The organism is Xanthomonas sp. NCPPB 2250 (assembly GCF_056725265.1).
This window is the reverse complement of the sequence record NZ_CM161520.1, coordinates 784,791-803,861: the sequence shown is the minus strand read 5'-3', so window position 1 is coordinate 803,861 and position 19,071 is coordinate 784,791. Positions and strand designations below refer to the sequence as shown.

General features: G+C 71.2%; 16 protein-coding genes. 8 read left to right on the top strand and 8 right to left on the bottom strand.

Annotated features, from left to right (window positions below; translation table 11 throughout):
* The first annotated feature begins 151 nt into the window (after positions 1-151).
* Complete coding sequence (locus tag AC1PMG_RS03400) at positions 152-691, top strand: PH domain-containing protein (protein WP_481110663.1); 540 nt, start codon at positions 152-154, stop codon at positions 689-691.
* On the top strand, positions 688-2,226 hold the full coding sequence (locus AC1PMG_RS03395) for a PH domain-containing protein (protein WP_481110662.1): 1,539 nt from the start codon (positions 688-690) through the stop codon (positions 2,224-2,226). Before AC1PMG_RS03400 ends, AC1PMG_RS03395 begins: the two co-directional genes overlap by 4 nt.
* Positions 2,227-2,248: 22 nt before the next feature.
* Here the strand turns inward: AC1PMG_RS03395 and AC1PMG_RS03390 are convergent, their stop codons facing one another.
* The 8 genes from AC1PMG_RS03390 to def form a co-directional block, all read right to left on the bottom strand.
* Positions 2,249-3,286 (bottom strand): CDP-glycerol glycerophosphotransferase family protein, encoded by a 1,038-nt coding sequence (locus AC1PMG_RS03390; protein ID WP_342072561.1) that lies wholly within the window; start codon positions 3,284-3,286, stop codon positions 2,249-2,251.
* On the bottom strand, positions 3,286-4,119 hold the full coding sequence (locus AC1PMG_RS03385; protein ID WP_481110661.1) for a glycosyltransferase family 2 protein: 834 nt from the start codon (positions 4,117-4,119) through the stop codon (positions 3,286-3,288). The genes AC1PMG_RS03390 and AC1PMG_RS03385 overlap by 1 nt, the downstream gene beginning before the upstream one ends.
* Before the next feature lie 82 nt (positions 4,120-4,201).
* Positions 4,202-5,476 (bottom strand): O-antigen ligase family protein, encoded by a 1,275-nt coding sequence (locus tag AC1PMG_RS03380; RefSeq protein WP_481110660.1) that lies wholly within the window; start codon positions 5,474-5,476, stop codon positions 4,202-4,204.
* A gap of 54 nt (positions 5,477-5,530) precedes the next feature.
* Positions 5,531-6,565, bottom strand: a complete 1,035-nt coding sequence (locus tag AC1PMG_RS03375; RefSeq protein ID WP_481110659.1) for a glycosyltransferase — start codon at positions 6,563-6,565, stop codon at positions 5,531-5,533.
* A gap of 76 nt (positions 6,566-6,641) precedes the next feature.
* Complete coding sequence (locus tag AC1PMG_RS03370) at positions 6,642-8,357, bottom strand: ArnT family glycosyltransferase (RefSeq protein ID WP_481110658.1); 1,716 nt, start codon at positions 8,355-8,357, stop codon at positions 6,642-6,644.
* A 25-nt stretch (positions 8,358-8,382) separates the two neighbouring features.
* On the bottom strand, positions 8,383-9,693 hold the full coding sequence (rsmB, locus tag AC1PMG_RS03365; RefSeq protein ID WP_481111600.1) for a 16S rRNA (cytosine(967)-C(5))-methyltransferase RsmB: 1,311 nt from the start codon (positions 9,691-9,693) through the stop codon (positions 8,383-8,385).
* A gap of 180 nt (positions 9,694-9,873) precedes the next feature.
* Positions 9,874-10,797: a methionyl-tRNA formyltransferase gene (gene fmt / locus AC1PMG_RS03360; RefSeq protein ID WP_481110657.1), complete on the bottom strand. Its 924-nt coding sequence runs from the start codon at positions 10,795-10,797 to the stop codon at positions 9,874-9,876.
* Positions 10,798-10,912: 115 nt separating this feature from the next.
* Entirely contained in the window at positions 10,913-11,425 is a 513-nt protein-coding gene (gene def / locus AC1PMG_RS03355) for a peptide deformylase (RefSeq protein ID WP_342072555.1), read from the bottom strand.
* A gap of 138 nt (positions 11,426-11,563) precedes the next feature.
* Between def and AC1PMG_RS03350 the strand changes: the two genes are divergently transcribed.
* The 6 genes from AC1PMG_RS03350 (at position 11,564) to AC1PMG_RS03325 (ending at position 18,901) form a co-directional block, all read left to right on the top strand.
* Positions 11,564-12,697 (top strand): LysM peptidoglycan-binding domain-containing protein, encoded by a 1,134-nt coding sequence (locus tag AC1PMG_RS03350; RefSeq protein WP_342072554.1) that lies wholly within the window; start codon positions 11,564-11,566, stop codon positions 12,695-12,697.
* An 81-nt stretch (positions 12,698-12,778) separates the two neighbouring features.
* A complete protein-coding gene (gene dprA / locus AC1PMG_RS03345) occupies positions 12,779-13,933 on the top strand; it encodes a DNA-processing protein DprA (protein ID WP_481110656.1) in 1,155 nt (384 codons plus the stop codon).
* Between the two features lie 43 nt (positions 13,934-13,976).
* Positions 13,977-14,450, top strand: coding sequence for a DUF494 family protein (locus AC1PMG_RS03340; RefSeq protein ID WP_010340686.1), 474 nt, complete (start codon positions 13,977-13,979; stop codon positions 14,448-14,450).
* Between the two features lie 21 nt (positions 14,451-14,471).
* Entirely contained in the window at positions 14,472-15,194 is a 723-nt protein-coding gene (locus AC1PMG_RS03335; RefSeq protein ID WP_481110655.1) for a pilin, read from the top strand.
* A 39-nt stretch (positions 15,195-15,233) separates the two neighbouring features.
* Entirely contained in the window at positions 15,234-16,175 is a 942-nt protein-coding gene (locus AC1PMG_RS03330) for an RDD family protein (RefSeq protein WP_481110654.1), read from the top strand.
* A gap of 239 nt (positions 16,176-16,414) precedes the next feature.
* Positions 16,415-18,901 (top strand): DNA topoisomerase I, encoded by a 2,487-nt coding sequence (locus tag AC1PMG_RS03325; RefSeq protein ID WP_342072551.1) that lies wholly within the window; start codon positions 16,415-16,417, stop codon positions 18,899-18,901.
* Positions 18,902-19,071 lie beyond the last annotated feature (170 nt).

Below are 19,071 nucleotides of genomic sequence, written 5' to 3'. Positions count from 1 at the left end.
ACCACGGGCGCAGGTCGGCCCCCACACCGCCTGCGCGGATCGGGACGGAAACCGCGCCGCGGGCAGCGCACGCCCGCCATCGCCGCGTTAGGATCGCAGGCCACGCCGCGCGCCCGCGCCCCGAGACCCCGACGTGATCGCACCGCCGCCCATGGACGACTCCCCCACCGCACCCGCGCCCAGCGCTCCCGCCGCCGTCCAGGCGCCCGCGGACTGGCCGCCGGCGGACTGGCAGCCGGTGCCGTTGCGCGGCGCCTGGCTGGCCGCGCTCGGCGGCGGCTGCATGCTCGGGCTGAGCTTGGTGGTCGCCGCCTCCATCGTCGGCCTCAGCCTGCACAGCCTGCATGCGCTGGCCCTGGGCGCCGTGGCGGCGGCGCTGGGCAGCCTGTGCGGCGCCTGGATCGGCTTCGTCCGCCACCGGCGCATCCGCTGGCGGCTGAATGCCCAGGGCCTGGACGTGTTCCGCGGACGCCTGTGGCAGAGCGAGACGCACGTCCCGATCTCGCGCGTGCAACACCTGGACCTGCGCCGCGGCCCGCTGGAACGCGCCCTGCGCCTGGCCACCCTGGTCGTGCACACCGCCGGCACCCGGCATACCGCGGTCGCCGTGCCCGGGTTGGATCAGGCCGACGCCGAGCGCCTGCGCGAGCGCCTGGCGCACCAGCTCGACCACGACGACGACGCGCTGTGAGCGACCTGGCCGACGCCGAACACACCACGCCGGTGCGGCGCCTGCATCCGTGGTCGTGGCTGTTCGTGCTGCTGCAGCACCTCAGGCACTTCCTGCTGCCCTTGCTGGCGCTGCTGGTGTTCGGCAGCCGCGACGGCCATCGCGATCACGCCGACCACCTGGTGATGCTGGCGGTGTGCAGCGGGCTGGTGGCGGTGTCGCTGCTGCGCTATCTCACCTACCAGTACCGCATCGGCCACGACAGCCTGAGCATCCGCAGCGGCTGGCTGGAACGCAGCCTGCGCGAGATCCCGTTCGCGCGCATCCACAACGTGGTGGTGCACCAGTCGCTGCTGCACCGGCTGTTCGGCGTGGCCGAGGTACGCCTGGAATCGGCCGGCGGCACCAAGCCCGAGGCGCAGATGCGGGTGCTGCGGCTGGACCAGGCGCTGGCGCTGGAACAGCAGATCCGCCACCGCGCGCCCGCCGCCGATACGATCGCCGCGACCGATGCCGACGCTGCACCCGCTGCGACGCCGGACAGCGAACTGCTGCTGGCGCTGCCCACCGCCGAGGTGCTGCGCCAGGGGCTGATCTCCAACCGCGGCATGGTCGTACTGCTCACCGCGTTCGGCGCCACCTACCACCTGTTCCCCGAGCGCATGATCTCCAACGCGATCGAGCACTACGGGCGGCAACTGTTCGGCTACGCAACGCACCTGCAGCTGGGCTGGATGGCCGGCACGGTCACCTTCGCCATGATGCTGGCGACGCTATTGCTGCTGATGCGCGCCTTGTCGATGGGGCTGGCGCTGGTGCAGTACCACGGCTTCCGGCTGAGCGAGAGCGAGCGCCGGCTGACCGTGGAGCGCGGCCTGCTGACGCGGCTGCGCAGCAGCGTGGCGCGGCGCAGGATCCAGGCCTGGACCCTGCATGAGAGCGTGCTGCAGCGGTTGCTGCGGCGGCGCAGCCTGCACATCGACACGGCGGTGATCCAGTCGCACCACGGGCACGGGCACGACCACGCGCTGACGGAACTGGCGCCATTGGCCACCCCGGCCGCCTGCGATGCGCTGCTGCAGCGGCTGCTGCCGCAGATCGCCTGGCCGCCGGCGCACTGGCACGGCATCGCCACGCGCTACTGGTGGCGCCTGTCGCTGCCGGCGCTGCTGCTGGTGCCGCTGCTGTGCGCGGGGCTGTGGCCCACCCTCGGTGCCTGGGCCGCGCTGCTGCTGTTGTGGCTGCCGTGGTCGGCGTTCAAGTCCTGGCGCCAGGCGCAGCGCATGGGCTATGCGCTGGATGCGCGCTACGTGGCGGTGCGCGGCGGCTGGTGGCGGCGCTGGTGGCGGCTGGCCGAACTGGACAAGCTGCAGACGCTGCACCTGAGCCGGTCGCCGCTGGACCGCTGCTGCGGCACCGCGACCCTGTGGCTGGACACCGCCGGCGCCCGCCACGGCGAACCGCCGCTGCGCGTGCGGCTACTGCCGGACGCGCAGGCGCGGGCGCTGTACGAGCAACTGGGCGCAGCGCTGGCGCAGCGACGGTTGCGCTGGTGAGCGCGTGCGGCGGCGCTGCACGTCAGCGACGCGCGCCGCGTCCCCAGTAGCCGATGCGGCGGCGGATCTTCAGCTTGCGCCACAGGTTCAGCGGCTTGCGCCGCGGGTTGCGCGCGCCCTCGGCGACGAAGTCGTCGATCGCGCGCAGCACACGCTCGCTGGACTGGCCGTCGCGGTAGGGATGCAGGCCATCGGCGAACTCGCGGATCGCCGCCATCAGCTCCGGCGGCCGCTGCAGCGCGCGACGGATCGCCGGCTCGAACTGCGCCGGATCGTCGATGTCGATCAGCTGCGGCCCCGGACGGCGGTTCTTGAAGGTCACCACCGGCTTGTAGGTGAGCAGGAACTCGTTGAGCGCGGACGAGGTGTCCGAGCACATCATGTCCACCTGCGGGAACAGTTCGAGGATGTTGTCGTTGTCGGCGAAGTGCAGGTACTCGCTCTCCAGCGCGCGGTAGCGGGCGACCATCGCCGGGTCCATCTTCGGATGGAAGGTGACGATCCAGCGCCATTCGCCGCTGCGCGAGAGCCGCGCGACCTCGTCGTAGAGGATGCCGGCCGCGCTCCACGACGGCGAGAACGTGGAGTGGTACAGGATCACCGGCGGCTGCCGCACCGGCGCCAGTTCCGCGCCGATCTCGCGCATGAACGGGTCGATCTTGGGGAAGCCGGTTTCCTTGACCGCGAAGTGGCCGAGCTTGCGCGCCAGCGCACCGAACGCCGCGGTGTCACGCGGGCCGGTGGTGCAGTACAGGTCGAAGAAGCCGCGGACGTAGATGTGCCGCGGCTTGCCGGCATCGAAGCCGTGGAAGGTCTCGACCTTCACCCCCGGGAAGAAATGCGGCACCGCGTTGCTGGAGGTGATCACCGCGTACGGATTCCACGCCAGCACCTCTTCCACCGTCGCCAGATGGCGCTCGTCGGCGCTCAGATCCTCGGCGCCGGGGCCGTCGAAGAACCACGCTGCGTCGTCGCCGCGCGCGCGGATCGCCGCCTGCAGCGGACGCAGGATCGCCAGCGCGTAGCGCTCGGACCCGTACAGCAGATAGTGCTTGCTCATCAGTGCTCCAGATCGTGCCGTTGCAGTTGCGCCCGCGCCTGCTCCACCGAGGCCGGGTTGATCTGCATCTCGTAGTAGCGCATGCGCTTGTACAGCGCATAGCTGGCCGCGGTCTGCGCCACCACGAAGCCGCGCCAGCCGTCGAGGAACGCCAGCCGCAGCAGATAGTCCTTGAGGAAGGCGCCGGCGAACACGAACGGGCTCTGCCACATTCTCACCGGCTTGCGCTTGTCGCGCCAGCCGAGCGCCTTGAGTTCGGCGTAGCGCAGCACCTTGAGCTGCTTGTGCACCAGGGTCGGGTTGTGCAGATGGTTGAACGGCGGCGCGAACTCGGCGCTGGCGCCGGCGAAGCGCAGCGATTCGTGCACCCGCGCATCGCTCCAGCGCGCGCGGCCGCGGTGGTACAGCCGCGCCAGGCGCTCGCCGACCATGGGTTTGTACCAGTGCATCGGCGCACCCATGTACCAGGTGCTGCGGCGCAGCCACACCGCATCCACGCGGTCCTCGGCAAGCAGTGGCGGCAACCGCGCCAGGCACTCGGCGCGCAGCGCGTCGGACAGGAATTCGTCCGCATCCAGCACCAGGATCCAGTCGTGCGCGGCCTGGGTGGAGGCGAAGTTGCGCTGCGGGCCGAAGCCCAGCCAGGCCTGCTCGACCACGCGCGCGCCGTGCGCTCGGGCGATCGCCACGGTGTCGTCGGTGCTGCCGCAGTCGACCACCAGCTTGTCGGCGGCGAACGGCACGCTGTCCAGGCAGCGCGCGATGTTGGCGGCCTCGTTGTAGGTCATCACCACCAGGCTCAGCGGCAGGGTGGCGGCGGCAGCGTCGGCCATGGCGCGCGGTATCCGGAAGTCAGGCGCGGTGCCGGCGGTCGGCGCCAGGCGCCGCGCCGCCCGGCGATGCGGGATCGGCAGTCTACCGGCTTCGCGCGGCGCCTTCAGCGCCCGGTGCCGGCACCGCCTCGCGTGCGGCCAGCCCGATCAGCACGCCGACCAACGCCACGTAGAAGCCGGTGCTCACCTGGTGCGCGAACATCGATTGGGTCATGCCGCACAGGATGTAGGCCGCCACCACCATGATCCCGGCCGCCGCCGCGCCGTGGAAATGCGGCTGCGGCCGGCGCCGGTACAGGTGCAGCAGCAGCCACAGCGGCACCCCGTACACCATCAGGATCAGCATGGTGCCGGGCAGGCCCTGGGTCGCGCTCCACTCGGCCAGGTCGTTGTGCGCATGGCCCAGGTGGCAGCGCTCGACGAAGCCCTTGCGGCAGTCCGGCAGGCGCAGCATGGCATTGTCGAAGCGGCCCACGCCGACCCCGACCACGGGGTGTTCGACGAAGGTCGCCGCCGCCACCTGCAGGCGCTCGATGCGCGCGCCGGCCGAGGAATCGCTGTCGCCGCGTTCGTAGCGCTGCACGTCGTGATGCAGTTCGGCCAAGCGGGTCTGCTTGGTCAGCGCCGGCACGCTCAGCACCAGCACGGCCGCCAGCGCGGTGCACGCGCCCAGGATCATCAGCCGCGTCGCGCTGTCGCGCCAGCGCAGGCACAGCGCGCTGACCACCAGCAGCAACAGCACGCCCAGCCACACGCCGCGGCTGCCGCTGAGCAGGATGACGATGCCGCCGGCCACCACCGCGGCCACGGCCCACGGCCACTGCCCGCGCGGCCGGCAGAACACCGCCAGCACCATCAGCATCAGCACCACGTCGGCCAGCACGATGGCGTTGGTCCAGCCCTCGGCGCGCGGCTGGCCCTGCAGCACCTGCACGCTGGCCAGCACCAGCGCGGCGAGGATGCCAAGCAGCGCGCCCCACCACAGCAGGCGCTGCGGCGGCCGCAGGGCGTAGGTCCACAGCGCCGCCCACGGCAGCACCAGGAAGCGGGTCCGGTTGTCGATGTCCTTCAGCGGCTGGCCGAAGTACAGCACCGAGCACAGCGACAGCCCGATCACCAGCAGCGCCAGGATCCACAGCCAGCGCAGCGACGGCTGCATCGGCGTCACCGCCTGGCGCAGCCGCGGCAGGGCCAGCAGGCTGGTGGCCAGCAGCAGCAGGCCGAACGGCAGCAGGCCGCTGGGGATGCTGATCACCAGCGCCGGCAGGCACAGCAGCGCGAGCGCCGCGCCGCGCTCGGCCAGGGGCTGGCGAGAGAACGCGGAAACGGCATGGCGTGGCGCGATCGGCTGGGACATCAAGGAGGGAAGGCCGTGGGGAGGGGGTAGTCGGCGATGATCCGGGGCGCTTCCCTAACCCGGCCTGACCTGTTCGCGATCGGCGCCATGGCTGGCCGGCACGGCGGGCGGCGGCGTCTCCCCGAGCAGGTCGGCCACCGCCGCGCGCAGGCGCTCGCCGAACTCGCGCCGGCGCGTCTCGAAGAAACCGCGCGCGGCCGTGCCCAGGGCGTCGCACTGCATCGGCGACAGCGCCAGCGCCTGCCTCATCGCCTGCTCGAGGCCGGTAGCCTCGATCCGATAGCGCACGCCGAAATTGTCCGGACCCTCGCCGACCGGGTCGATCAGCACGCCCCGCTCGGCGCTCACCAGCTCGTTCATCGGCGCACCGTTGGTGGTGATCACCACCGCGCCGACGCTCAGCGCTTCCATGATGTAGTGGCCGAAGCCCTCCACCTCGGACGGACAAAGGTGGAAGCGGTGCGCGTTCTGCAGCCGCCGCAGTTCCTGCTGGTCCAGGTAGCCGGTCAGGTAGTCGATGTTCTCGGCCTCGATCGGATGGGACTTCTTTACGCTCTGCACCACGGTCAGCCGCGGCCACTCGGGATGCCGCGCCCAGGTCTGCAGCAGCAACGCGGTGCCCTTGGCCGAACTGCGCCCGGCCACATGCAGGCAGGCGCGTTCGCGCGGCACCTCAGGACGGTAGCAGTCGTCGCTGCAAAAGCCGATGAAGGCGGTCGGCGCCATCGTGGAGAAACGTTGTTCGGCCTGGCGGGTCTTGCACAGCACCTGGGCGAAGCGCGGCAGGCAGCGCAGCCACTTGTGCCGGAACCACTCGGGGTTGGGGATCAAGGCGTTGCGCAGGCCGCTGCCCAGGCAACGCGGATACACCCGCTCCAGGAAGATCTGCAGGTCGGCGCGCCCGAACAGCAGGCTGCGCAGGAACAGGCGCAGTTCGCGCAGGCGGTTGGCCATGCGCACGGTGCCGAAGCCCAGCACCTCGACGCGGTAGCGGCCGGTGTCGCGCAGCAGGTCGGCGACCACCTGCAGGTCGCGGCTGAGACCGCCGCCGTTGTCGCGGCTGATGACCCGGATCAGGCGCGGCGGCATGCGCGCCCTCCGGCCCGCGCAGCACGCTGGGCGCCAGCGGCACCCGCGCCACGCCGCCGCAACGCGCGGATGCGGCTCATTCGAAGCGGTCCTTGTCCTGCTCGCGCAGGCGGTCGCGATCGTCCTGGGTGACCACGCAGTGGCCGTGTATCGCACTGGCCGGGACCAGCCACCAGTCGCGCCGGTTGGACACGCCGGCCAGGATGCTCGCGTTGCGGTCCACGCAGCCCAGCATCGCCGCCTCCTGCACCAGCAGCCAGCGCCGCTGCGGCGCCTGCGCCTGCCAGGCGATGCCGCGGCGCAGTTGCTCGTCCCAGGGCACCACGAAGCCGAAGGTCGTCGCCGGGCGATCGGCCATCAGCAGGTTCTGCTCCTTCCAGGCGACCAGGCCGAGTTCGGCATCCGGGCCGATGCGGCGCCCGACCGACTCCATCACCCCGCGCGCGGAACTGGACAGGTTGATCAGCGGGTACACCAGCAAACCAGCCATCACCCAGACCATGGTCAGGGTCGAAACCGTCGCCAGTTCCGGGCGGCGCCGCGCGAACGCGGCCAGGCTGGCCACGCCCCACAGGCCGATCGCCAGCAGGATCCAGGCCAGCACCTGCACGGTGGCCAGGTCGATGCCGCGGTCTTCCATCATCTTCGCGCGGAAGCCGTGCCCCAGCAGGATCGCCGCGCCCACGCCACCCAGCGTCAGCGTCAGCAGCGCGGTGAACGCCAGCAGCAGGCGCTTGACCCCGGGCTTGCGCAACAGCCCCGGGATCAGCGGCCCCATCGCCAGGCACAGCATCGGCAGCGCCGGCAGCACGTAGACGTCGCGCTTGCCGGTCGGGATCGAGAAGAACAGCACCACCAGCGCCCACCAGGCCAGCGGCAGCAGATAGCGGGCATCGCGCCGGCGCAGGCGCCGCGCCCAGGCGGGGATCGCCCACGGCAGCGCCAGCAGCACCGGCAGCCACATGCTCGGCATCACCCCGAAGAAGTACAGCGGCCCGTGCGCGTGGTCCCAGGATTTGGCATAGCGCCCGGCGGTCTGCCGGAACAGGATGTCGTTGAGGTAAGCGCGGTACTCGGGTGTGTTGCTCGACAGCGCGGTGACCACCATCGGCACCAGCCAGATCGACACCGCCGCCAGGAACGCCAGCGGCCCCAGCCAGAAGCGCGGATCGCGCAGGCCGACCCGGACCCCACGCCAGTGCGCCAGCGACGCCGCCGCGGCCGGCAGCAGCATCAGCAGCGCCAGCACGCCCACGCCCTTGGTGATGGTGCCCAGGCCCGCGGCGAACCAGCCCAGCGCCCACAGCCGCCAGTCCGGCCCGCGCAACAGGTGGCGCAGCAGCGCGTAGTTGGCCAGGGTGATGAAGAACACCACCAACGGGTCGATCTGCGCCTTCTTCGCCTGATACGTGAAGTGGAAGGCGAACAGCAACGCGTAGGCCGCATACATGCCGACGCGGCGCGTCCACAGCCGCCGGCCGAGGTCGTAGACGCAGGCCAGCGTGCCCAGACCGGCCAGCAGCGACGGCAGCAGGAACGCCACCCGCCAGTTGCCCAACAGCGTGTAGAAGCTGGCCTGCAGCCACATCAGCATCGGCGGCTTGTCCGAGTACAGCTCGTTGCCGCGGTGCGGGAACAGCCAGTTGCCGCTCTCCACCATCTGCTTGGCGACCAGCGCGAAACGCGGCTCGTCGGCCGGGTGCGGATCGCGCAGGCCCAGGCCGGCGCCGAGCACCAGCACGGCCAGGATGGCCAACAACCAGAACTCTCGGGAGGCGCGGGTCTTCAGCATGGGACGCGATGATACCGGGGCCGGTTCATGCCGTCTTGCGGAACCTTGCGTAGTAGAAACCGTCGCAGTCCTGCTCGCCGGGGAAGCGCTGGCGGCCGCCGCCGGAGGCATGCCCGCAGGCCGCGCCCGGATCCTCCAGCGCCGCGCCCGGTTGCCGCGCCAGCAAGGCCTGCACCTGCCGCGCGTTCTCGTCCTGTAGCAGCGAGCAGGTGGCGTAGACCAGCACCCCGCCCGGCCGCAGCACCTGCCAGGCGGCGTCGAGCAGGCGCGCCTGCAGCGCCTGCAGGGCGGTCACGTCCTCGCGGCGACGATGCAGCAGCACGTCCGGCTGGCGGCGCACGATGCCGGTGGCCGAACACGGCGCGTCGAGCAGCACCGCGTCGAACGGCACGCCGTCCCACCAGTCCTGCGGCTGCGCCGCGTCGGCGACCTGCAGCTGCGCCTGCGCTCCGGCGCCGGTGCGCGCGAAGGTCTCGCCGACCCGCGCCAGGCGCCGCGCATCCACGTCCAGCGCGGTCAGGCGCAGACTGGGATCGCGTTCGAGCAGGTGCGCGGATTTGCCGCCGGGCGCCGCGCAGGCGTCGAGCACGCGCGCACCCGGCGTCGGCGCCAGCACATCGGCGACCTGCTGCGCCGCGCCGTCCTGCACCGACACGCGTCCGTCGGCGAAGCCCGGCAGGGCGCCCACCGCCAACGGCGTCTCCAGGCGAATCGCATCGACCAGCAGCGGCGACGCCTGCGCGGCGATGCCGGCCGCGGCCAGTTCCTGCAGATAGGCGTCGCGGGTGCCGCGCTGGCGGTTGACCCGCAGCCACAGCGGCGCCGGCTGCTGGCTGGCGGCGAAGATCGCCTCGGCCTGCTGCGGCCAGTCGGCGCGCAGCGCATCGCGCAGCCACAGCGGCCAGCCCGCGTCGGCGGCCACCGCCGGCAGCCCGTCGCGCAGCGCGCGCCGCAGCAGCGCGTTGACCAGCCCGGCCTGGCGCGGCCGATCCAGCGCGCGCGTCGCCTCCACCGTCGCCGACAGCGCCGCGTGCGGCGCCAGGCCCAGCGCATCGAGCTGGGCGAAGCCGGCCAGCAGCAGGCCGCGCAGTTCGGCGTCGCGCTGCGGCAGTTGCTTCTGCAGCCACATGCGCAGCGCCGCCTCGTAGGCCGGGCGGCGGCGCAGCACGGCGAAGCAGATCGCCTCGACCAGCGCGCGGTCGCGCGGATCCGGCAGCGTCGGCAACGCGGCGGCCAGTTCGGCCTTGAGCGAGCGGCCGCGGTCGATCACCGCGGTCAGCACACGGGCGGCGACCACCCGCGGGGCCACGCCCGGCGGCCACGCAGCGGCGGGCATCGCGGTCATCGGCGGGCGCTCCAGGAGGTGTCAGGCATCAGCGCGCATGCCGTGTCGTGGTTGCACGTGCGGATGGCGGGAATGCGCGACGTGGCAAACACCCGCCCGCGCCGCAGCGCGGAGGCGGCCACAGCCGCGCCTGCCAGGCCCAACGCGGCGTACGCAGGCATGGTCGACGTCTCAGGCCAGGACCGGCAGGTCGCGCCGTGCGTTGAGGTAGTCGGCGGCGGTGATCGCCTTGCCGCCGTCGCGCTGCAGCACGCGCAGGCGCAGCGCGCCCTGGCCGCAGGCGATGTCGATGCCCTGCTTGGACGCGGTCAGCACCGTGCCCGGCTGCTGCCCGTGGGCCAGGTCCAGCGCGATCGCGCCGTGCACCCGCACCCGCTCGCCGGCCAGTATCGCCTCGGCGACCGGCCACGGATCGAAGGCGCGCACCTGCCGCGCCAGCTGCGCCGCCGGCTGCAGCCAATCCAGCCGCGCCTGCGCCTTGTCCAGCTTGTGCGCGTAGGTGACGCCGGCCTCCGGCTGCGGCTGCGCCACCGGACGCAGTCCGGCGCGCAGCAGGCCCAGGCCGTCGGCCAGCACCTGCGCGCCGAGCGCGGCCAGGCGGTCGTGCAACTGCCCGCCGGTCTCGTCGGCGCCGATCGGGGTCCGCTGCGACAACAGCACCGGGCCGGTATCCAGGCCCGCTTCCATCTGCATCAGGCACACCCCGGTCTCGCTGTCGCCGGCCTCGATCGCGCGCTGGATCGGCGCGGCGCCGCGCCAGCGCGGCAGCAGCGAGGCATGCACGTTCCAGCAGCCATGGGTCGGGATCGCCAGCACCGCCTTGGGCAGGATCAGCCCGTAGGCCACCACCACGATCAGGTCCGGCTGCAGCGCGCGCAGCGCCTGCAAGGTCTCCGGCGCGCGCAGCGTCTGCGGCTGCAGCACCGGGATGCCGCGCGCCACCGCTTCCAGCTTGACCGGCGACGGGGTCAGCCCGCGGCCACGCCCGGCGGGCCGGTCCGGCTGGGTGTAGACCGCAACCACTTCATGGCGCTGCGCAGCCGCGCGCAACGACGGCACGGCGAAGTCCGGCGTACCGGCGAAGACGAGTTTCATTGGGCGGGGATTCGGGATTGGGGATTGGGGATTCGCAACGGCGGAGATTCGGCGACCGGAAGGGAATCCGACTCGCGGTGACGAATCCCCAATCCCCAATCCCGAATCCCGGCCGTCAAGCCACGTGCTTGCGCGCCTTGGCCAGCTTCTTGCGCACCATTTCGCGCTTGAGCGGGGACAGGTAGTCGACGAACAGCTTGCCGTCGAGGTGGTCCATCTCGTGCTGCACGCACACCGCCAGCAGGCCGTCGGTGCTCAGTTCCTGCGGCTGGCCCTGGCGGTCCAGGTAGCGCACGGTGATGGCGTCGGCGCGGGCCACGTCGGCGTAGATGCCGGGAACCGACAGGCAGCCTTCCTGGTACACCTGCTCGCCGTCGCGCTGCACGATCTGCGGGTTGATGAACACCTGCGGGGCGTTCTTCTCCTCGCTGACGTCGATGACCATGAAGCGCTTGTGCACGTCGACCTGGCTGGCCGCCAGGCCGATGCCGGGCGCGTCGTACATGGTCTCGAACATGTCGTCGAGCAGGCGTTGGAAGGCCGCGGAGGTGACCTCGGCGGCGTCGACCGGCACCGCCTTGGTACGCAGGCGCGGATCGGGGAATTCGAGAATGGGGAGCAGGGCCATAGCGGTACCCAAGATGGGGGCGCCGGACGATTCGGCAAGACCTGCGGATTCTACCCGTTTCTGCGCCCGCCGCTTGCGCCCGCACCAGGGTTCTGCACTATAGTGCGCGAACCTGTTGGGGAATCAGGCTTCGCGCTCATGTTCAATCGACTCCGTACGGTCGTCGCCGTGGCGATGCTCACCGTGGCGACCTACGCTGCTTCCGCCAGCATGGCCGCCGAACACCCCGACACCTACGTGGTGCGCAAGGGCGACACGCTGTGGGACATCGCCGGGCGTTTCCTCGGCAAGCCCTGGCTGTGGCCGGAAATCTGGCAGGCCAATCCGCAGGTGCACAACCCGCACCTGATCTACCCCGGCGACGTGCTCAGCCTGGCCTACCTGGACCGGGTGGCGCATGCCGAGGTCAAGCCGGGCCCGCGCCAGGACGCGCCGATCGACGCGATCCCGCTGGCGCAGGTGGAGCCGTTCCTGAAGAACCTGCGCGTGGTCGACCGCATCGACAACCTGCCCTACGTGGTCGGCACCGAAGACAACCGCCTGCGCGCCACCGATGGGCAACTGGTCTACGCGGTCGGCCTCGGCCAGGCCCAGGCCGGGCAGCGCTACGCCGTGGTCCGCCCGACCGTGCGCTACCTGCTGCCCAAGCTCAGCGACGACCTCGACGCCGAAGGCCGCAGCATCCCCGGCAGCGGCAACCTGTGGCAGACCTTCGTGCCGCCGGACAAGCGCCGCGAGACCCTCGGCTACGAACTGGCCCAGGTCAACATCGGCACCGTCGCCCGCGTATCCGCCGACGGCCGCCAGGCCACCGGCCTGCTGCTGCAGGACAACGCCCGCGAGGTGCGCGCCGGCGACCGCCTGATTCCGGTCGAGGCGCAGCCCTACGACCTGCAGTTCGTGCCGCATCCGCCGTCCGAGCAGGCGATGGCCGCCGGCCTGCGGGTGCTGGCGGTGGCCGACGCGTTCAGCGCGGCCGGCCCGCGCGACGTGATCGCCATCTCCGGCGGCCGCCGCGAAGGCATCGACAACGGCACGGTGGTGTCGCTGTGGCGCCATGGCACCCGGGTCAACGACCGCGTACGCCACCCCAACACCTCCCGCGCCGACGACGGCTTCACCGGCGGTAGCGGCACCGTGGCGCTGCCGGACGAGTTCGCCGCGCACGCGATGGTGTTCCGCACCTTCGACAAGGTCAGCTACGCGCTGGTGATGGACGGCATCAAGCCGACCCGGATCGGCTACGACGTCAAGCACCCGGACGCGCGCTGACCCGCCGCCGGGGCATCCCCCTACAGCGATTGCAGACGGCGCCCGAGGGCGCCGTCCGCGTCTGCGGCCTAGGCTGGGCGCATGTCCAGTCCGGCCATCGCCCCTGCCCACACACCCGCCGATCCGGCCCTGCTGCGCCTGTCGCTGGCCGGCGGCGCCAGCGCCCCACGCCGGCTGCTGCTGGAGCAACACGGCAGCCCGGCCGCGGCGCTGGCGGCCGGTCCCGCCGGCTGGCAGGCCGCCGGCCTGGATGCAGTGCAGATCGCCGCGCTGCAGCGACCCGATCGCGCCGCGCTAGACACCGCCGAGCGCTGGCTCGCGCAACCAGGCCGGCACCTGCTCGGCTGCCACGATGCCGACTACCCGGCCCTGTTGCGGCGCACGCCCAATCCGCCACTGGCGCTGTACGTGGCCGGCGATCCCACGGTGCTGTGGCACCCGGCCGTGGCAGTGGTCGGCAGCCGCGCCCCCAGCGCCGGCGGCCGCGACAACGCCTACGGCTTCGCCCTGGCTCTGGCCGCGGCCGGCTTTGCGGTGACCAGCGGCATGGCCAGCGGCGTGGATGCCGCCGCGCATCGGGCCGCGCTGTCGCGCGCGGACGGGCTGACCGTGGCGGTGGTCGGCACCGGCCCCGACCTGGCCTACCCGCGCCAGCATGCCGCCCTGCACCGACAGATCGCCGAACGCGGCGCGGTGGTCAGCGAGCACCCGCCCGGCACGCCGGCGCGGGCGGGGCACTTCCCGGCGCGCAACCGGATCATCGCCGGGCTGAGCCTGGCGACCCTGGTGATCGAGGCGGCCACCCGCTCCGGCGCGCTGATCACCGCGCGGCTGGCCGCCGAGGCCGGGCGCGAGGTATTCGCCCTGCCCGGCTCGATCCACAACCCGCTGGCGCGCGGCTGCCATCGGCTGATCCGCGACGGCGCCGGGCTGGTGGAAAGCGCCGAGGAGGTGCTGGCCGGAGTCGCGCCCCTGGCCGCCGAACTGGCCGACGCCTTGCGCGGGCGCCTGAACGCCCCCACACAGGGAGCCAGCACCGCGCGCGCGGCCACACCGGCCTTCCCCCACCCCGACTACCAGCGCTTGTGGCAGGCGCTGGGCCACGACCCCATCTGTATGGATTCAGTGATCGCACGCAGCGGATTGACGGCCGCAGCGGCGTCCTCCATGCTGCTGGCCATGGAACTGGATGGCTACGTGGCGGTCGAACGCGGTCGTTACACCCGCAAACCCTAGTTTCTTCACCTCCACAGCGTCTCGCGACGCAGGCCGAGGGGCAATGAAAGAGAGCATTCTGGATGTCCTGCTGTACCTGTTCGAACACTATTTCAGCGAAGACGCGGATCCGGTCCGCGATCGCGACTCCCTCCAGAATGGCCTGATCCAGGCCGGCTTCAGCCCCACCGAGATCAGCAAGGCGTTCGACTGGCTCGACGCCCTGGCCGACCAGCGCCCGGCCGTGGCGCAGCCGCGCATCGATGGCCCGATCCGCATCTACCACGGTCCGGAACTGGACAAGCTCGACGTGGAATGCCGCGGCTTCCTGTTGTTCCTGGAGCAGCACGGCATCCTCGACAGCGACCAGCGCGAGCTGGTGCTGGACCGGGCCATGGCCCTGGACCAGGACGAGCTGGATCTGGACGACCTCAAGTGGGTGGTGCTGATGGTGCTGTTCAACCAGCCTGGTGCCGAGGCGGCGTACGCGTGGATGGAAACGCAGATGTTCGTCGACGAGCCGGAGCCGGTTCACTGAGTCGCTGACGGTCGCGCACGGATGCACGAAGACACCTCCCCATTGGCGATCTGGTACTACGTCGATGCCGCGCGCGAGCGGCACGGCCCGCTGCCGGCGTCCGCCCTGCTGGAGCGCCTGCACGACGGCCGCCTGCAGCGCGAGACCCTGGTCTGGCGCGAAGGCCTGCCGGAGTGGCGGCCGCTGCACGCGGTCGCCGCCGAGCTGGGCCTGCCCGACGCGCCCACCCCGCCGCCCTTGCCGCCACCGCTCCAGGCGGCCGCTCCCGTGGCCCCCGCTGCCACCGCCGCGCCGCGCAGCGGCCTGTCCGGCTGCGCGATCACGGCCATCGTCGGCACCATCGTCGGCGTGCTGCTGGTGGCGTTCCTGGGCATCGCCGCGGCGATCGCCCTGCCCGCCTACCAGGACTACCTGGCACGGGCGAAGGTCGCGCAGGCGCTCGACCACCTGGCGCCGCTGAAGGACCAGATCGCCGCTTTCAATGCGCAGGAGCACCGCTGCGCGGTCAACGGCGACACCGGCTTCGGCGCGCCGCAGAGCTATGCCGGCGACACCATCGCGCAGGTGCGGGTCGGCCGCTTCGACAACGGCCACTGCGGCCTGGAAGCCACACTGCACCTGCCCGATCACAAGCGCCTGGATGGCAAAGCGCTGTGGCTGGACTACGATGAGCGCACGTCCGCCTGGAACTGCAGTTCCGACCTGGACGATCGCGTCCTGCCGGTCCACTGCCGCGGCGGCTGACCGGCGCACCGTTTTCGACTGCAACTCCCGGGGAACAGAATGACTGAGTGGTACTACGCCGACGCAGCGCAGCAGCGCCATGGGCCGCTAGCGGCCGCCGACCTGCAGCAGCGCTTCCAGCGCGGCGAGATCGGATTGTCCACCCTGGTCTGGCGCGAGGGCCTGAGCGAATGGCGCACCCTGGCCGAGTTCGTCGACGAACTCGGCCTGACCCAGGCACCGGCGCCGGCGATTGCCCCCACCGAGGTTGACGGAGCGACTCCTCCTCCGCCCCCGGCCGCGACCGTCCCCGACGCCTGGACCGCGCCGGCGCCGGCCGTGGCGGCGTCGCCCTATGCGGCGCCCAGCGCCGTGCTCGACGGTGGCGCGCGGGTGGTCGGCGGCGGCGAGGTGGTGCAGGCCGGTTTCTGGAAACGCGTGGCCGCCTACCTGATCGACGCGTTCCTGGTCGGCATCGTCGCCAACGTGATCCAGTTTGTGGTGATGCTGGGCTTCTTCGGGATCACCGGCTTCGGCAAGCAGCCGGACTTCAGCACCGCCGCCGGCATCGTCATGCTGCTCCTGCTGTACCTGCTGCCGATGGCGATCGCGGCGCTGTACTACGGCCTGTTCCACGCCTCCACCAAGCAGGCCACGCTGGGCAAGATGGCGGTCGGCATCAAGGTGGTGCGTACCGACGGCAGCCGCATCACCGTCTCCCGCGGCGTGGGCCGCTACTTCGGCTTCATGCTGAGCAGCCTGACCCTGGGCATCGGCCTGCTGATGGCGGCCTTCACCGAGCGCAAGCAGGCCCTGCACGACATGCTCTGCGACACCCTGGTGGTGGACAAGTGGGCCTACACCGACCACCCGGAATGGCAGCAGCGCAAGCTGGGCACGGTCACGGTGGTGATCCTGGCGCTGTTCGGCCTGCTGTCGGCAGCCGCGCTGCTGGTGGTGGTGCTGGCGATCGGCGTGGCCGCCAAGGGTGGCTGGCACTGAGTCCGGCGGGCTCCGGGAACCGCCGCAGCCGCGCGCGCTGCTGCCCGGCCGGCAGGCGCCGGCTTGACAGCGGGCGCCGGACATGCCCACTAATAAATAAGCGCCGTAGCTGAACGCCCGGGGGTTCCATCCCGGGCGTCGGCTTCTCTGCGAGACCGCAACGCTTCACTAACCGGAGCAATTGCGCCACCCTACCGCCCCCAGGGCGTCCGCCCACGCCCATCGAAGCCCGACCCGCCATGTCCAAGCACCTGCTCATCGTCGAATCGCCCGCCAAGGCCAAGACGATCAACAAATACCTCGGCAAGGATTTCCACGTCCTGGCCTCGTATGGGCACGTGCGCGACCTGATCCCGAAGGAAGGCGCGGTGGATCCGGACGACGGCTTCGCGATGCGCTACGCGCTGATCGACAAGAACGAGAAGCACGTGGAGGCCATCGCCAAGGCGGCCAAGGCGGCCGAAGACATCTACCTGGCGACCGACCCGGACCGCGAGGGCGAAGCGATCAGCTGGCATATCGCCGAGATCCTGCAGGAGCGCGGGCTGCTCAAGGGCAAGCCGCTGCACCGGGTGGTGTTCACCGAAATCACCCCGCGCGCGATCAAGGAAGCGATGGCGCAACCGCGCCAGATCGCCGGCGACCTGGTCGATGCGCAGCAGGCCCGCCGCGCGCTGGACTACCTGGTCGGCTTCAACCTGTCGCCGGTGCTGTGGCGCAAGGTGCAGCGCGGCCTGTCCGCCGGCCGCGTGCAGTCGCCGGCGCTGCGCATGATCGTCGAGCGCGAGGAGGAGATCGAAGCCTTCATCGCCCGCGAGTACTGGTCCATCGCCGCCGACTGCGCGCATCCCTCGCAGCACTTCAACGCCAAGCTGATCAAGCTCGACGGGCAGAAGTTCGAGCAGTTCACCATCACCGACGGCGACACCGCCGAATCTGCGCGCCTGCGCATCCAGCAGGCCGCGCAGGGCGCGCTGCACGTCACCGACGTCGCCAGCAAGGAGCGCAAGCGCCGCCCGGCGCCGCCGTTCACCACCTCCACGCTGCAGCAGGAAGCCTCGCGCAAGCTCGGCTTCACCACCCGCAAGACCATGCAGGTGGCGCAGAAGCTGTACGAAGGCGTGGCGATCGGCGACGAAGGCACGGTCGGCCTGATCTCGTACATGCGTACCGACTCGGTCAACCTGTCGCAGGACGCGCTGGCCGAGATCCGCGACGTGATCGCCCGCGACTACGGCATCGCCTCGCTGCCGGACCAGCCCAACACCTACCAGACCAAGTCCAAGAACGCCCAGGAAGCGCACGAAGCGGTGCGTCCGACCTCGGCGTTGCGTACCCCGTCGCAGGTGGCCCGCTTCCTGACCGACGACGAGCGCAAGCTGTACGAGCTGATCTGGAAGCGTGCGGTGGCCTGCCAGATGATCCCGGCCACGCTCAACACCGTCAGCGTCGACCTGTCGGCCGGCAGCGAACACGTGTTCCGCGCCAGCGGCACCACCGTGGTGGTCCCCGGCTTCCTGGCTGTGTACGAGGAAGGCAAGGACAACAAGAGCGCCGAGGACGAGGACGAAGGCCGCAAGCTGCCGGCGATGAAGCCCGGCGACCGCGTGCCGCTGGAACGCATCCTGGCCGAGCAGCACTTCACCCAGCCTCCGCCGCGCTTCACCGAAGCGGCGCTGGTGAAGGCGCTGGAAGAGTACGGCATCGGCCGTCCCTCGACCTACGCCTCGATCATCCAGACCCTGCTGTTCCGCAAGTACGTGGAGATGGAAGGCCGCAGCTTCCGCCCGTCCGACGTCGGCCGCGCGGTGTCCAAGTTCCTGTCCAGCCACTTCACCCAGTACGTGGACTACGACTTCACCGCCAAGCTCGAAGACGAGCTGGACGCGGTCTCGCGCGGCGAGGAGGAGTGGATCCCGCTGATGTCGCGCTTCTGGGAACCGTTCAAGGAACTGGTCGAGGACAAGAAGGAATCGGTCGACCGCGCCGAAGCCAGCGGAGCGCGCGAGCTCGGCACCGACCCCAAGACCGGCAAGCCGGTGAGCGTGCGCCTGGGCCGCTTCGGGCCGTACGCGGCGATCGGCAGCACCGCCGAGGACGCCGAGGACAAGCCCAAGTTCGCGTCGCTGCGTCCCGGCCAGAGCATGCACACCATCACCCTGGAGGAGGCGCTGGAGCTGTTCCTGATGCCGCGCAGCCTCGGCCAGGACCAGGGCGAGGAGGTCAGCGTCGGCATCGGCCGCTTCGGCCCGTTCGCCAAGCGCGGCAGCGTCTACGCCTCGCTGAAGAAGGAAGACGATCCCTACACCATCGATCTGGCGCGTGCGGTGTTCCTGATCGAGGAGAAGGAAGAGATCGCGCGCAACCGCATCATCAAGGAATTTCCCGGCAGCGACATCCAGGTCCTCAACGGCCGCTTCGGCCCGTACATCAGCGACGGCAAGCTCAACGGCAAGATCCCCAAGGATCGCGAGCCCGCCTCGCTGAGCCTGGACGAAGTGCAGAAGCTGCTGGAGGAAACCGGCAAGCCGGTGCGCAAGGGCTTCGGCGCCAAGAAGGCCGCCGCCAAGAAGGAAGCCGCGCCGAAGAAAAGCGCAGCGAAGAAGGCCGCGGCCGACGCCCCGGCCAAGCCGGCGGCGAAGAAGGCGGTGAAGAAGGCCGCGAAGAAGACCGCCAAGAAAGCGGTGAAGAAGGCGGCGAAGAAGACCGTGGCCAAGGGCGGTTGAGCCGCTCTGCGGATGGCCCAGGGCGGCCCGATGCCCCCCTCGAATAGTACGAGCGCGGGCGCCGAGCCGCCTTCTCGCGGTGCCGACGGCGTCTCTCAGCGCCTGAAGATCCGCGACAACCCGGTTTTTCTGTGGGAGGGGCTTCAGCCCCGACGCCTTACCGATAAAGC